This window comes from Aliikangiella maris, from assembly GCF_040719265.1.
Lineage (GTDB): Bacteria > Pseudomonadota > Gammaproteobacteria > Enterobacterales > Kangiellaceae > Aliikangiella > Aliikangiella maris.
Genome location: NZ_JBFDAH010000029.1, coordinates 1 through 15,625, shown reverse-complemented (window position 1 = coordinate 15,625; position 15,625 = coordinate 1). Strand labels below are relative to the sequence as shown.

The 15,625-nt window shown below is 38.8% G+C and carries 11 protein-coding genes; 3 read left to right on the top strand and 8 right to left on the bottom strand.

Annotated elements, in window-relative coordinates; translation table 11 throughout:
- Window positions 1–356 precede the first annotated feature (356 nt).
- The 5 genes from ABVT42_RS18860 to ABVT42_RS18840 all read right to left on the bottom strand — a co-directional run bounded on the left by ABVT42_RS18860 (window position 357) and on the right by ABVT42_RS18840 (window position 7,243).
- Window positions 357–1,562 carry a hypothetical protein gene (locus tag ABVT42_RS18860; protein WP_353897471.1) on the bottom strand — a complete coding sequence of 402 codons (1,206 nt, stop codon included), beginning with the start codon at window positions 1,560–1,562 and terminating at the stop codon, window positions 357–359.
- 2 nt (window positions 1,563–1,564) lie between these two features.
- Entirely contained in the window at window positions 1,565–2,353 is a 789-nt protein-coding gene (locus ABVT42_RS18855; protein ID WP_353897470.1) for an outer membrane lipoprotein-sorting protein, read from the bottom strand.
- Window positions 2,354–2,447: 94 nt separating this feature from the next.
- Window positions 2,448–4,808, bottom strand: a complete 2,361-nt coding sequence (locus ABVT42_RS18850; RefSeq protein WP_353897469.1) for an efflux RND transporter permease subunit — start codon at window positions 4,806–4,808, stop codon at window positions 2,448–2,450.
- A gap of 15 nt (window positions 4,809–4,823) precedes the next feature.
- Window positions 4,824–5,576: a TetR/AcrR family transcriptional regulator gene (locus ABVT42_RS18845; RefSeq protein ID WP_367024237.1), complete on the bottom strand. Its 753-nt coding sequence runs from the start codon at window positions 5,574–5,576 to the stop codon at window positions 4,824–4,826.
- Window positions 5,577–5,938: 362 nt separating this feature from the next.
- Window positions 5,939–7,243: a methyl-accepting chemotaxis protein gene (locus ABVT42_RS18840; RefSeq protein ID WP_353897467.1), complete on the bottom strand. Its 1,305-nt coding sequence runs from the start codon at window positions 7,241–7,243 to the stop codon at window positions 5,939–5,941.
- Window positions 7,244–7,574: 331 nt separating this feature from the next.
- Between ABVT42_RS18840 and ABVT42_RS18835 the strand changes: the two genes are divergently transcribed.
- The 3 genes from ABVT42_RS18835 (at window position 7,575) to ABVT42_RS18825 (ending at window position 10,179) form a co-directional block, all read left to right on the top strand.
- A complete protein-coding gene (locus ABVT42_RS18835; protein ID WP_353897466.1) occupies window positions 7,575–8,291 on the top strand; it encodes a 2OG-Fe(II) oxygenase in 717 nt (238 codons plus the stop codon).
- Between the two features lie 250 nt (window positions 8,292–8,541).
- The gene (locus ABVT42_RS18830; protein WP_353897465.1) at window positions 8,542–9,780 is read left to right on the top strand and encodes a hypothetical protein; all 1,239 of its coding nucleotides are present in this window, start codon (window positions 8,542–8,544) and stop codon (window positions 9,778–9,780) included.
- Window positions 9,781–9,837: 57 nt separating this feature from the next.
- On the top strand, window positions 9,838–10,179 hold the full coding sequence (locus ABVT42_RS18825; RefSeq protein WP_353897464.1) for a putative signal transducing protein: 342 nt from the start codon (window positions 9,838–9,840) through the stop codon (window positions 10,177–10,179).
- Window positions 10,180–10,240: 61 nt separating this feature from the next.
- Here ABVT42_RS18825 and ABVT42_RS18820 read toward each other — a convergent pair whose 3' ends face one another.
- The 3 genes from ABVT42_RS18820 to ABVT42_RS18810 form a co-directional block, all read right to left on the bottom strand.
- On the bottom strand, window positions 10,241–11,224 hold the full coding sequence (locus ABVT42_RS18820) for a PPC domain-containing protein (protein ID WP_353897463.1): 984 nt from the start codon (window positions 11,222–11,224) through the stop codon (window positions 10,241–10,243).
- Between the two features lie 647 nt (window positions 11,225–11,871).
- Complete coding sequence (locus ABVT42_RS18815; RefSeq protein ID WP_367024235.1) at window positions 11,872–14,157, bottom strand: M20/M25/M40 family metallo-hydrolase; 2,286 nt, start codon at window positions 14,155–14,157, stop codon at window positions 11,872–11,874.
- Between the two features lie 219 nt (window positions 14,158–14,376).
- Window positions 14,377–15,625, bottom strand: a 1,249-nt coding sequence (locus ABVT42_RS18810; protein ID WP_367024233.1) for a pre-peptidase C-terminal domain-containing protein, incomplete at its 5' end; no start/stop codon positions are given.

Sequence of the window (15,625 nt, the reverse complement as noted above, 5' to 3'; positions counted from 1 at the left end):
ATTTTTAATGAAATGTGAGAGTTTGGGAGTGTTGGAGTTCTTACAATTTTAAGTTCTGATAGAGTTGTCAATCACCATATAATAATGAGGTAAATATCATTTTTTACTTGAGTAGTATTAGGAATAAATTCATTGGTATTTTTTTAAAATCATTAGTGTTATTGCTTAAAGTTCTTGAACGTATGTGAGATTTAGCCAAGATTTTTAATTAAAGCGATAAAAAAACCCGATTAGGTCATTAATCGGGTATCAAGGGTGTTGAAGGTTAATATAAATTTGTTGTTGTTTCACCAGTATTTTACTGGTAAAAGCGACGTGCCAAAAAATGTTTATAAAAATAAGCCGGCAAATAATGACTAATAAAAGTATTGTGCAGTTAACTGCACGTGATCTTCTCTTCTAAATCCATAAAAAGGATCGGCTTGATCGTCTGATTCAAACAAACGCATGTCTAGCGAAATTTTTAGACTGTTACCAAATCGTTTACTGGCTTCAAGTAAGACACTCGTCGATTCAAAGTCAAGGTCGTAGCTAAAACCAAATAAGAGTTCGGTGGAGTCAACATCATTTAATGCCAGTCGACTTCCAAAGAACAGATCGTTTTGAAAAGTGGATTGACTTTGCTCACCGCGATCATCCCAACCATATTCAACCAACCAGCCTAAATCAGCATTGCTATCTAAAATACCGTATTGAGTATATTCAAGACCACCTTGAGCTGCCCAGAAGTCTTCTATATCGTTACTGTTATGGATCGTCTCTAATTTCCATAGCATGTCACCAATGATCGCTTGGAGTTCGAATCCCACTTGAGTGATCTGCTGATAGTAAGGAATTAGTTCCAGCTCAGGTAATATTGCTTCATTGGGTAACAGGATTGGATTACGACTGGTACCATCAAATACTGATAAACCTACTTCAAAGTCTCCAATACTACGTGTCCAGCGAGCAGCAAAGTCGACATGCTTTTCTTTATCGCTGGATTGATAAAGTGGATCATCACTATTAATAAAAGGAATGCCGGGGCGGCCTTCTTCGCCCGCAAAGGTTCTTTCTCTAAAATAGGGCAAAATAAATAGGTCGAGTATTCCCCAGTCTTTGACTAAAGATAAGTTTAGCATTGGCTGACCGAGTTTATCTTCATTATCCACATCTTCAACCGAATCGCTTTGATTGATGACATCGACCAGATGCTGAAACTCGGTAACACCCCAAAAAACACGGCGAATACCAATACGAGTTTCCCATTCATCACTCACATGAACCCAACTCAGCTCTCGAATATCACCATGTGTTCGTTCATCATCATGTTGGTCAATACGTACCGATGGAAAAAATTCGAGAGTATCATTCCCGTCATTCCAGCTCCAAAAAAACTCTGGTGCTAATGCTAGTGAAAAGTCAGTGTCATGCTGTGTAGGGTAGAGTGCATCTTCCAGAAAAAAGCGACCTTGCAACTCTACGTTGCCACGCATTTCAAATTCATCGGCTTGTACATTAGCGGTGCCGCCCAATGAATTGAGCAGCATCGAGCAGATAAAAATTGAGAAAATTTTTTTCATTATTATCTCGCTCGTTTCAGGGCATTTTTATTAAAGTCTTTTTCATCAAGTCCAATTTGGAATTCGTAGTTTTTCCATGTCAATACTGTGCTTTTGCCTGATTGGTGGTTCACCATGTTCAGGTTTGATGCACGCCAATATTTGTTCAAATACTGTTTATACTCAGAAAAATCAAGGGTCTTTAGTAATGAGTCTTTACGATCATAAAAGTCCATTTTAATTGGACGGTATTCTGCTTTATCTATCCAAACAACTCGTCTTTTATAGCCAGAATATTTATCAACTGGATATTGTTCAACGATGTAGCAATCCATATCATTAATTTTTTCATCGCCAATATATTTATATTTGTACTTTTCAATTTCAAAAGATGTCAGATCTTCAAATGAAAACTCACTGCCCATAAATGAACCTGACTTATTGCGTGAAGAAATTCGTTTTACTCGTTTTAACGCGGGTAAATATAGCCATTGCTCGTCGTTAGCCGTTGGGTGTGAAAAACTTAAGAATGCGGTGCCTTTTACATCGTTAGGTGACTCAAAAACGGTTAAGCTTTTGTCGCCATCATTTTCTTGTTCCATTGATTTAATTTTCATAAAACGTTGTGAGGTTTCGCCGTGTTGGTTTTTTAATAACATTTCCAGTTCTGCCTGACTGTCTTTCCAACCGATATCTCTTTTCTTTGACTCCTTGGAAATTTCAAGACCACGATTTTCCGCTTCTCCTGCCTGTAATGTTGAAAAGGTCAGTATTGTCAGAATTGATAACATACTTGCTTTCAAAAAATTCATTCTTGTCTCCAAAACAATTTTAAATGATTAAATTTGTTGGGCGATAAATTGTAATTATCGCCACTTGATATTCGACAACTATTTAATTCGACGACTATTTAGTTGATGCGGGATTTAACTGAGGTGTTTCATCTTTACTCAGTGTATTATTTGCCGATTCTTTTTCCTGTTTGTTTGATGATTTTAGTAACATCAATAACGGTGGCAGGAAGATAAAATCAATAATTAACGCAATTAAAATGGTAATTGCGGTCAGTAATCCCATTTCTGCATTGACTTTAAAGCTTGATGTTGCCATAACAAAAAAGCCAGCAATCAACACCATGGTTGTGATCCATAATGCCTTACCAACACTGGCAAAACTGTAGCGTACGGCATCTTCAGAGCTTAGGTTTTTCTCACGTCTGGCTCGAATATACTTGCTTAAAAAATGTACCGTGTCATCAACAATAATGCCTAATGTTACACCCATTACCACTGAAAGACCGAGACCGACTTCACCAACAAGCATACCCCATAAACCAAAGCCAACTGCGGCAGGTGTTAAGTTGGGTAGCAGGCTGATTAAGCCAAACTTGAACGAGCGTAGCGCAATACCTATTAATATCGAGATTAAAATCAGTGCCAGTGATGATCCTTTTATCATGCTCACAATATTGGTAGAACCTATATGCGCAAACATTAATGATGGACTGGCTAAGGTCAGTTCATAGGGACTGTTTTGTTGTTCAAAGTGTTCAGTAATTTTCTGTTCCATTGCCAAAATTTCATTCGATGTTAAATTTTGAAAGGTCACCAGTAGTCGCGTCGATGATTTGTCGACATTGAGCTGATTATTAACATCAAGACCTTGAGGTAATGACAGTTCGTAAAGTAATAAATACTGTGCGGCCAATTCTTGCTGTTCGGGTAATTTATACCAAGCCGGATCGTCGCCATGCATGTTACGATTTAAGCGTTTTAAAGTATCGGTAATGGTATTGACATGATCCGTTTTTTCCAATGTACGAAGCCAGTCAGTAAAATCAGAAACGAACTTGATAAATTCGGGGTCATTAATTCCGCTGCTGCGTTTTGAGTTAAATGATAATTCCATTGTTGTCATGCCTGACATATGAGCTTGCATAAAGTCCGTGGCTTGTCTAAATGGTACGGTGTGATCGAAGTATTTGACAAAGTCATCATTCAATTCGTTTTTGGGAACGAACGCGGTAAAAATAATAATGACAATACTGCTGACAGGTAGTAACCATTTTCTATTGTTAACAACATAATCCCCCAGTTTGTCCATCATGTCACGTTTATGCTGCGCTGTTGCTTTAACTTTTACGGGAAGGATTACCAGAATGGCTGGAAAAATTGTGACTGAAAATACAAAGGCGAGCATGACACCGATCGCAACCATGTTACCGAGATCGCCAAATGGTGGGGCATCGGAGAAGTTCATGGTTAAAAAGCCAATTGCGGTGGTTAAACTTGTCAGAAAAACTGGCTGCATATTAACGCGCAGACTATCTTTTAAAGCTGGAATTTTCTCCATGCCATGTCGCATATTGTAGTAAAAGGTTGATAATATATGAACACAGTCTGCAACTGCCAAGGTGAGAATAACAATTGGTGATCCGGCTGATGGCCCTGTCAGATAACCATGCATCCAACCCCAAATGCCCATAGTGCCAATAATACTTAACAGGATAACGACTAGTGTGCCTATTGTTCCACTGATGGTACGTAATAAAATACCAACAGTTAAAATTACAACCAACAACATAATTGGAATTTTAACGGAGCTGTCAGTTTTTGAAGCTTCAGGGAAACTGGTATTCATCATAATGACGCCAGAAAGCATAAAGTCAATGTCTGGGTAACGTTGTGCAAATTCATCTCGGATTGCACGCACCGAAGCCGCAACTCTTGGTGTTTCAGCTGACATGTCAGTGCCAGGAAGGCGTATGGTTACATTGACGACTGCTACATCGGCTTTTTCTGAAATCAGTTTTTTCACCAGTAACGGTTCGCTAAGAGAGACGCGTTTGGCTCTTGCAATAGATTCGGCATCGAGCATGTCTGCTTCGAGTACCAAATCTTCAATCATTAAGTCATCGCCTTCTGCATAGCTATATTGAAAGTTAGTAATGGAGTCAACTCGAGAGCTATAAGTAATTTGCCATGACTCATTGGTTAATTCCCAAATTGCAGTCAAGGCGTCTTTAGTAAATATTTGTCCATCTTTTGGGGCAACAATAATTGCCACATTATCACTTTTACTGTAAATCTTTTGTAGGTTTAAAAAATCATTGAGCTGTTTATTATCGGGTTGAAAAAAAACTTTATAGTCACTTTTAAACGGCATACCGTTTTTAACCAGACCAAAAACTGCCAGTGCGACGAGAATCAGTGTGGAAATAATGACAAGCCAACGACGATGGGTAATAAAATCTGAGAATTTCTCCATGGTGAGTTCCCAAAGTTAGTTAAAAATAAATGGCGTACCCTTGTCTTCAAGGGCTTTTATCTCTGGTTGAAAAATATCCTCTGCAATTTTTTTGATAGTTTTATGGTAATCCCAGTCAGTTGATAAAGGACGCCAGTTAAAACCATCTAAAATTAAGCGAGTATTTGTAAAAGACTCTCTTTCGAGAATCATAGGCTGCAATTTAATTGAATTTCCTTTGCTCATTATTAGTGCTAAAGAGCCCCAGGTTGAAGACCATAGGGCGAAAGTAACTTGTTCAAATGTCATCTCTGCAGGAATATCAAAGTCGCCAGATTCAATGGCTTTTCCAATTTCTACATTCATTAAACCCATAAGCTCAGCCTCGCATTGCTGATGTATTGCATTATTTTCATCAGAACTGCGTGCTGCTACGCTGGGCGAATGGGCTGACAGTACTGCAAATAACAGAGAGGGGTGCAGTTTAGCCCAAATAATATACGAAACGATTACAGCAACCATTTTTTCTCTGCTACTGCCATCAAATTTAAGTGCGCGTATAAATAGCGCTTTGATTTCCTGCATACAAGTGTTGCAAATCGCGAGCAACAGATCTTCTTTGCTGAGGAAATGCTTATAAATTGTTCCTTTTGAATACGGTGATGCCGCAACGAGTTTATCGATGGTGAGCGTTGTCAGACATTGGTTTTCGACTAATGTACGGGCAATCTCTATAAGTTCTTGCTCACGTTGTAATAGCTGGTTTCTACTGATCGTTCTTGGGCTCATGGAATCACTCTTTTTTGAAGTTGGTCAATCATTAGCAATAAGTGACGAATCGTCATGTGACGGTTCGTCATTATATTGAACTGCTTGTTGAGATCAACCTTAATTTGCCAGAAATGTTAATTATCAATAATTCAAGAGACGTATAAATAAATTGTATAGTTCAGCGATTGAAAATTATGTTATGAGTCGAAATTAAAATTCCATTGAGTGATATTTTATAAATACGGTTTGCGATTATTAGATTTTATGATTATAAATCAAAGAGATAGATAATAGGTATGGAGCGAGTATTAGAGTGAGTTAGTTAATGACGAAATGGGCAAAGTGTCTGCTCAAATAGCTCACTTGCGTATTTTTCATGATTAAAATAAATCAATATTTGAACTGGCCTGATTGTTGGCTGAATGTTTTTTGATTCTTTTGGCATCGTCCCAAACGGCTTCATTAAAGCTGAAGTTGTCGAGTAGTGACTTTAATTTGGTCGCCAGTTTATGCATGTCTTCAGAAGTAAGTTCCTGTTCACGGGTATTTCCCAGTACATCTGCGTTCAGTTGCACAATAGATTGAATTTCTTCTTGTGCATGAGACGATATTTCTCGTTGATTGTTCGAAGCAACGATGATTTTTTCAATCAGATCATTGATATGATAAATAGAAGCGATTGCTGCTTCTAGTCGTTGTGAATATTCTTCAGAGAGCTTTAAGGTCTCATGAAATGCACTCACGCCTTGCTCAATGGATTCACTGACAGAACCCGTGCCATCTTGAATACGTAATACCATGTCACGCACCTCCTGGGTTGAGGCGTTGGTTTTTTCAGCCAATGTTCTCACTTCATCTGCAACCACCGCAAAGCCTCTTCCCTGATCTCCGGCGCGAGCAGCTTCAATTGCAGCGTTTAAAGCAAGCAGGTTGGTTTGATCGGCAATAGAGGTAATGACATCGATAATATTATTAATCTGACTACTGTCTTTTTGTAATTGCTCAATTTGTGCACTTGCCTGAGAGAGTTTTTGAGTGAGCTGTTTAATACTGTCACTATTTCTTTTGGCACCATCAAAGGCAACTTTAGCCGTGCTATTGGTATCACTGATTTTTTCAGAAATGATATTTAAGTCGGTATGCAAGTTAGCCGCTGCTTGATAAATTTCGGCAAATGCTTCATTGAGTTTATTACCAAGCTGTTCCTGCATGAGATTTTTTTGCTGCATGGCATTATGCGTATCGTTAAGATCATTCGCCATCGGTGTTAACCGAGCGGTAGAAGCATAAATCTGCGTTAACAAAGCATCAATTTCTTCACGCTGGTGATTGAAAACTTGAAAAATAGGTTCAAATATGGAGGCTTTTTTTATGTCGAAGCGAAGTTTGATATTAACTCGATTGCTTTGACTAATTTGTTGAATATGTAGAAATAAATGTTCAAGTCCTTGAAATATCTGATATTTTATTTGTATCAGACTCACGCCAATAATCACAATGATTAGTGTCAAAATACCGGTAATTTGTGTCAAGGTAAATTGACTGATATTAATAAGGATAATAAAGCCAATGATTAAAACCACCAGGCTCGGAGCCATGATGGTGAAATACAGTCGGCGCATCGAGATATTTTTAATTTTATCCAGTGAATTCTGATATTGTTGATCGAATTTCTTATTGCTCATTGAGTTGCTGCCAGTCTGCGAATGAAAGTGCTAAAACTTGTTGCTTTGCAAATGTATAATGAACAACTATAGGCTATTTTAAAATGACTCATACAGATTTGTGCAAACTTTTGGAATAAAATTTGTCGTTGTAATTGCCAAATCAACTTAGGTTAATCTGTCGTTAAAAGGAAACTAGCCAATGAAAAAACGATTGCCCAGCGCGTATTTTTACTGAGGATAATCACCATTATATAATAATCGGTAAAGCCAAATATTGGGTTCGAATAACTTAGGCTTATACATCGCTTGAGGTCGATAATTAAAAAAATAATCCGGATGTAACATTAACATGCAAAAAGCAATACAAATTAATCCACAACTTGAGGTTGAAAATGCGGCAAAGCAATTAGCTGAAAAGGGTCGTGTGCAGATTACTGATTTTTTTACTGCTGAATCAGCACAATATTTATATCAACTGCTGCAAAAACATCAGCATTGGTATTTTGCCTACAATGAAAATGGTCAATATTTCGAAAGCCCATTGGCTGACATTCAAGCCTTGAACCCGCAACAACGACAGCTGTTTATGAATAATATTTACGCAAGGGCGCGTAATCAATTTCAATATGCATTCATTCAGTATTATATTACTCAGGCTATCGAGTTAGGTGAACAAATTGATCATCCAATGCACCAAATGCACTATTTTATGAATAGCGAACCCTTGTTGGATTTTATGCGCAAGTTAACCGGTGAGTTTGCGATTAAAAAAGCGGATAGTTATGCATCATGTTATTCTCCGGGGCATTTTTTAACCGAGCATGATGATCGCCATCACCAGCATGACCGAGTTGCTGCTTATGTGTTTAGTATGAATCCTAACTGGAATAAAAACTGGGGTGGGCAATTGGCGTTTTTTGATGAAGACGGTAATATCGAACAAGCTTATAATCCGAGCTTTAATACATTGAACCTTTTCTTAATTCCAACTCAACACGCCGTATTACCTGTCGCACCCTATGCCGGAGCGAGCCGTTTGAGTTATCTTGGCTGGTTACACCGATAAATTATTGTAACCTTAAGCTGAGTCGATAAGTTTGATGGAAAATTAATCGATAGTTGGTTAAAATTATCGATTAATTTTACTGTATTTATTATGATTTTCTAAAAAATTGTGTGATTTAGTGGTAAAATCAATCTCTTATTTGTGTCAAAAACAATAAGAGAAAAGATAATAATAACTCGTGTAAAACATTGTATCAGGTTGATATTGGTATTTGATTATTGATATTAATCGCGGAATAGGCTTAATTAAGATGGTATTAAACGAAGTAGATTTACGTCAGGTAAGGAGAATTGGCGATCACTTTAAGAAAATTTTACGAGAAGTGTTTGAGCATATTCCTCGTTCAGCCCACTCGATTGCCGGCATGTCCAGGTGGACCGGAATCAATAAATCCACTTGTCAAAGATTGGTTCAGGCGCTCACAAAAACCCAGGATGGGATTGATGTCATTGTCACGCTACCCGGTACCAGCGGGTTAAACCAATTTTATAATCGATTTAAATCATTGCTCAAAGATGAGGCCTGTCTGGAGGATTTTCATCAATTAATTACCGAGTATCAAAATCTTATCTTTAATTATGCCAGTAGCCAGTCAGAGCTAAAGCGACGATTGTTATTTTCTCGTGCGCACAGCACAACCTCTAAAGATACTTATACTGAAAAATTACGTAAAAATGCATTTGAATTAAATAAAGAAATCAGTGGCGAAGAAGTTGATCTTTATTTAGGCATCAATATTTCAAGAGTCAATAAACGTAGTCCAACATATCTTGATGAAATTATTGTTGCCAATCGAATTGGTGTCCAATTAACCAAGCATGCTCGTCCTTTCGTTCAGCCATTCAGTGGTAGCTTTCGCGAAATGGAATTGAAAGATCCGCAATTATTTTCTGAAAAAGATGCGGCCAATGTTAAAGCAAGCCAAAGTGGTAGTTTTATATTTTCTGATTTTTCAACACCTCAAATTGAAAAGTGTTTTACTGGTGTTGGCGGCCTAAGAAACAACTTTTTAATTTTTAATCATACTTTAGAGCCAGTTAACTGTAACAAGTTTGATATTACGATCACTAACCTTGATATTAAGTCTCAATCAAATCCCATGCGTAAAGGACACAAGGTGATTTGTCAAAACATTATGCAGCGTAGTCCTGCGCGCCGTTTAGTGTTGCTGTCGTTGATTGAGCGCGAACTTGACAAGTACAGATCAATTCAGGCTGGCTGTTATCCAATTAGTTTAAAAGCGATGGAAATCGGTCACTCCCCCGAGGATTTATGGAGCGAGCGATTTGCAGACACGCCCGAAATAAAACTGTTTAATCCTACCGAGGAACTGCTCAGTAGTAAGTCTGGTATTTCCCACATTGACGATTTGTTAGCGCAAACCTTTTTGTTAATTGGTGATGATCCCAATAATTATGTTGGTTATTATCTTGATGTTGAGTACCCGCTGTGGCAAACATCACATCGGTTTTATTACGAATTTAACTAGATTATTAGGCATTTGATTCAATTGTCAGGCGGTCAAATTTAAAGTGAACAATTTAAAATGATAAAACTGTTAAGCTGTGACAACCCGCTAATTGTTCATCATTTTAAAAATATATTGATACATAATCAAATTGATTGCTTTGTAAAAAATGATCAAATATACAGCATTGGCGGCGAGGTTCCGGTTGGCATTTTTTGGCCAGAACTATGGATATACGATGCTGATTTACTAGAAAAGGCTGAGTCAATCTTGCAAGTTAACTCGACTCAGTCAACTTGTGTTCCTCAGTCTGAATCACAAGAACCTTGTTCAACTGCCGAGCAATGGTTATGTGCATCTTGTGGTGAGTCTAATGACGATAACTTTTTTGCCTGTTGGCATTGCTCTCAACTAAAATAAATTTAACTTAATTCAAAATAGCTAAAACAAATGCCATATAGTAAATACATGCTAATTGAGTTTAAGGATTAGCCAGAATTTCGATGGTTGCATTTGACACTTTATTATTGGCATAAAGATCAATAAACCATTTTCCTGCTTTGGGGCGTCTAAATACACAATGCTCGTTGCTGTCATTTTTAAATGGATGACAGGCATAATCAGTGACTTTCCCTGTTGAATCATGTCTGACATGCAAATCGATATCACCTTCTTTACCTGAAATACTGATAGCTAAATTGGCATAACCTGACTGCAAATCGTAAGAATAGCGTTTCCATTGATTACTGGCCAAAGTGATATTGGGTTGGGTCACTTTGATCGGTTTAATGTAGTTGATGACTGTTTGCGTATATTCGGCTATCAGTTCTACATCTTCGAATTGTTCAAAAGCCTGTAACTGAATAAAGTAAACACCACCAAATTTATCCAGGCGACAAGATTCATTGTTACCATTTTTTTGTGGATGACAATCGTTTTTATCAACTGTTGGGATCTGATTAAAACCTACCAGCAAGTCGACATCGCCACGACCCGATTGTGTTGCGATATGAACATCATTGGCATTTTCTGGCACATAAAACGAGTAAACTTTACTTTCGCCCCGATTCAATCTTAACTTTTGTTGCTTTTCACCGTTTTGTAGTTGTTCAATTTTTTGACTGACAGGAATGGGCGTGATAGCACAGCTGGTTGGGTGATTAATGCAGTGAGCGCTATTCGGACGCTCTATAATCTGTGTCGCATGATTCAGTGACTCGACACTAAAATAATTAATTGAAGCATCATTTAATTGATAAGGATTAAATTGAAATGGCCGAAAATCAAAAGCTTTTTTAGTGGCCGATTGAAGTTGTAATGGTTCGCTAATACTCAGGTCTGCAATATATCTAAACTGAAATAGGGGGTTTAAATAATTTAATTGAATCGATTGCGCAGCAATATTGACTGGAAAAGTGACTGAACCTAAAGTTGCTAAAAATAAAAAATAAATTAACGTTTTCACTGAATAAAACCCCGAAAAGCAGTACTTCATTGTACTAACCGGCTATTTTCTCTAGTAACGATTAACTGGCATTAGACTGTTAATCTATGTATAAAAAATGCTATGTATAAAAAATGCTAGGGCTCATGAGATATTATATAAAATGTTATATATTTGAGATGCTAGTATTGTTTTGCCAAGTATTTGTTTACTAAACTGACCTGTGGCGAAAGACTATTGTAAATTGATGGGCGATGCAAACCTATTAGTCAAAAATCCTCGAGAAAACATGCGTGAATAATTACCGAAAATATTCAATATATTTTTTGATTAAATGTATCGGCTGTTCTTTTTAGCGGTCAGCTTGATGGTTAATTTATTGTTAAGCATTGATCTCTGAATAAAAGAAAATATTTAATTAAAGTAGATTAATGAAGTCTAATGAAGTCTAATGAAAAGTTTTATTGATTGTACGATAACTATTCGCCATGTTAGCACAGAGATGAAAAAATTATTCGACTGCTCTTTGCAATGTAGTTAACAAAAAAGAAGGCAAGCTATTTGCCTTCTTTTTCTAACAAGTTGAGAGTTAATCTTATTCTCTAACTCTATTGTCGTTGAACAATGATTGTTCTAAACCATCCTTGGCCGTCATCTTAAGTATGCTGCTAGGGCGTACCTTTAACATTTAAGGTGACATTTGAAGCAGAAGAATAGCCATATAAGTCGATATACCAGGTTCCGCTTTGTGGATTGTTAAATGTGCAGGTCTCATTATTACCGCTTTTATACGGACGACAATCATAGCTGCTTGATGTTGATTGCGAGCCATGACGCACATACAAGTCGGCATCACCACTGCCACCTGAAATTGTTACCTCAAGTTGCGAATAACCTGCACCCAGTTGCTGGGTATATCGAGTCCATTGTCCTTGTGAGACAGAAATGCCTGTCTGCGTTTCATCAATAGGCTCGTTACCTGGAGGTGGGGGTGGGGGTGGCGTTGTTCCACCGTCATTATAACTGGCGGTAATGCTAACGCCCGAAAATGCTTGATAGGCTTTCAGACGAACATAATAGATTCCACCAGATTGACTACCAGTGCAAGACTCGGTATTACCGCTTTTATAAGGACGACAATCATAAGTGGCATCGGTTGGTTCTGAACCAAAACGCGTATACAGATCTGCATCACCTGTGCCACCGCTCATATCAAAGCGAATGTCAGTTGCGCCACTGGGAACGTTAAAAGTGTACACTAAAGCATCACCGGTTGCTGCACTCAGATTGGTTTGCGCAACGCCGTTTTGCAGTTCGTTTTTACCACCAGGAGGTGGAGGCGGCGGAGGTGGAGGCGTGGTGCTACCGGTGTAACTCCCTTTTAAGGTCACCCCAGAGAAATTGCTATAAGCTTTTAATCGCACATAATAGCGACCACCAGCTTGATTTAAGCTACAAGATTCTGCATTACCGCTTTTATAAGGACGACAATCATAAGTGGCATCGGTTGGTGCAGAGCCAAAGCGAACATATAAATCAGCATCACCGGTACCGCCACTCATTTCGACTTTAATATCAGTTGCGCCAGCGGGAACATCAAAAGTGTAATTCAATTCATTGCCTGAGTTAGCACTTAAATTTGTTTTGGCAACCCCATTTTGCAGTTCGCTGCTACCACCGGGTGGTGGTGGAGGCGGTGGTGGTGGTGGTGTTCCATCGGTACTGCCTTTAGCCAGTTCGGCCACATAAGCGGCTGATAGTCGAGCAAACTTAATGGAGTGAGAAACACTGTAAGAGGTATCGTTAGCAGTGTGAATATTGGGGTTTGAATTATTGATGCGTGCTTCAGCGGGGAAGGATGCGGCAAATCCTTCATTGTTCCAAGAAGCATGGTCAGAGCAAGCATAACCACATTGTGAGGTTTCATGGGTGACACCAGATTGATAAGTATCAACCAGTTGTCCCATAAATTGGTTTTGTGCATTATTGGTATAATCGCTGACAAAAACGATATCAGCACTTTGATTGCCTTTATAACCACTCATGTCAAACTGAGCGACACCAATGACATTTTTCCCACTGGATTTATAACTTTGAGCAATGGCTTTTGAACCGCGCAGACCGACTTCCTCAGCGGCATAACCCATAATTTTAACGGTACGCTCAGGTTTAAAACCACTGGCAACTATCGCGCGTAATGTTTCAGTCAGAACGGCAATACCTGAAGCATTATCATCAGCGCCTGGTGCACGTCCGGTTGAAGCATTGGATTGGTTAATAGAATCTAAATGTCCACCGACGACCACAATTTCATTGGGATTGGTGGTACCGGTAATGGTGGCAATAACCGAAGGTTGATTCCAGCTATGAGCATAAGTTTCAACGCTGATATCTGAGCGACCATTACTGATGGATTGCCATTTATCTTTAATCCAGTTAGCCGCATCAACACCGGACTGTTGGGTGTAGTAACGGTTATGATAATTTTTCAGGGTATTAACGGTACTGGTTAAATTGGTGGTCGATAACTGATTGACTAATGCATTAACCGCTGCACTGTTATTAATAGTGTAATTAACGGCAACACTGGGCATAATTTGCGAGGGTGCGGTGGCAAATAAGTGAGCTTCGGTAAAAGTATCGTGAAAAATAAAACCGCCACAACGATGGAATTCGTCATGCATGAGTTTGCTGAGTTGTGGGATTTTAGATTCGGCCATTTGTACCACAGCGACATTGCCATGACTGGCATTACGAATGTTGGCACGTTTAAAATCAAATTGTGTGGTGTATTTTTGAGTAATTAAGTCGTAGGCATCAGTCCCAATAGAGACCCAGACTTGTTTTTCATCGTCATCAATTTGACTGGTGAGTCCGGATTGGGATTGCGTAAAAGCAGGGGGTAGAAAAGTCATACCGCCTAACGCCAACAAGGTCATAATATTCTTATTCATGTGTTACCTCTTGGTACGTATTTATCATTTTGTTTTAAATTTATTTCAATCACTATTTGATAAAACAGTTTCAGAAATAATTTCAAAAGTTATTTGATAATTATTTTGAAAGTTATATGGTTTGTTATATTTACATTGAAATTTTGTACTGAAAATAAAATTGTCATGTTTAAAGCAACAGAGGAGAGAATGCTCCTCTGTTAAATCCTTAATTGAAAATTAAGGGTTGGCTTGTAAATTTAAAGTAATTCCTGAAGCCGATGAGTAACCATATAAATCAATATACCAAGTACCTGCTGCTGGATTATTGAAAGTACAAGTCTCATTGTTACCACTTTTGTATGGACGGCAGTCATAGCTTGAACTTGTTGATTGCGCACCATGACGAACATACATGTCCGCATCACCAAATCCACCAGAAATGCTCACTGTCATTGTAGAATAACCCGCTGGTAATTCTTGAGTGTAACGAGTCCACTGACCTTGGTTAACTGAAACGTTATTGACGGTTTCATTAATTGGGTCATTACCTGTTGGTGGCGGTGGTGGTGGCGGTGTAGAACCACTGTCGTAACTACCTGTTAAACTAACACCAGAGAATGCACTGTAAGCTTTTAAGCGTACATAGTAAGTACCATTAGTTTGACTTAAAGTACAAGACTCTGCGTTACCACTTTTGTATGGACGGCAGTCGTAGCTTGAATCAGTTGGTGCAGAACCAAATTTCACATAAAGGTCTGCATCACCTGCACCACCACTCATGCTTACTTGAATGTTAGATGCGTTTGATGGAACTGCAAAAGTGTACAGCAACTCTTCGCCAGCGCCTGCACTTAAACCCGTTACTGGTACACCATTAACTAGCTCATCTTTACCGCCTGGAGGAGGAGGAGGAGGTGGTGGTGGAGTTGAGCCACCAACATAACTTGCTTTAATGCTAACACCAGAGAATGTACTGTAAGCTTTTAAGCGTACATAGTATGTACCACCAGTTTGGCTACCCGTACAAGACTCTGCGTTACCACTCTTGTATGGACGACAATCGTAGCTTGAATCAGTTGGTGCAGAACCAAACTTCACATATAAGTCTGCATCACCTGTGCCGCCACTCATATCAAATTTGATATCTGTTGCGCCTGATGGAACCTCGAAAGTAAACAATAGTTCTTGACCTGAGCTTGCTCCTAATCCGGTTTTAGCAACGCCATTTTGTAGTTGATCACTACCGCCAGGAGGTGGAGGTGGGGGAGGAGGATTACCGGTTGGACAGCTACCAACACCCACTGCACACCATGCAGTTTCAACGGCATTTTTTTCAGCCGCGCCGTATAGATCATTAGCTGCATTAGCGGTAGCTGTACGAGCACCCGAGAACTGTGTGTTTTGGTTCATGTAAGTGGTTAATGCACGATAGAAAATCTTTTCCGCTTTCGCCATGCCAATGCCAGGCACTTGTGCATTGGATTTA

Coding starts and splice junctions, on each gene's coding strand:
- ABVT42_RS18860 (WP_353897471.1), bottom strand. CDS start 1,562: ATGAAAAAAATTTTCTCAATTTTTATCTGCTCGATGCTGCTCAATTCA.
- ABVT42_RS18855 (WP_353897470.1), bottom strand. CDS start 2,353: ATGAATTTTTTGAAAGCAAGTATGTTATCAATTCTGACAATACTGACC.
- ABVT42_RS18850 (WP_353897469.1), bottom strand. CDS start 4,808: ATGGAGAAATTCTCAGATTTTATTACCCATCGTCGTTGGCTTGTCATT.
- ABVT42_RS18845 (WP_367024237.1), bottom strand. CDS start 5,576: ATGAGCCCAAGAACGATCAGTAGAAACCAGCTATTACAACGTGAGCAA.
- ABVT42_RS18840 (WP_353897467.1), bottom strand. CDS start 7,243: ATGAGCAATAAGAAATTCGATCAACAATATCAGAATTCACTGGATAAA.
- ABVT42_RS18835 (WP_353897466.1), top strand. CDS start 7,575: ATGCAAAAAGCAATACAAATTAATCCACAACTTGAGGTTGAAAATGCG.
- ABVT42_RS18830 (WP_353897465.1), top strand. CDS start 8,542: ATGGTATTAAACGAAGTAGATTTACGTCAGGTAAGGAGAATTGGCGAT.
- ABVT42_RS18825 (WP_353897464.1), top strand. CDS start 9,838: ATGATAAAACTGTTAAGCTGTGACAACCCGCTAATTGTTCATCATTTT.
- ABVT42_RS18815 (WP_367024235.1), bottom strand. CDS start 14,157: ATGAATAAGAATATTATGACCTTGTTGGCGTTAGGCGGTATGACTTTT.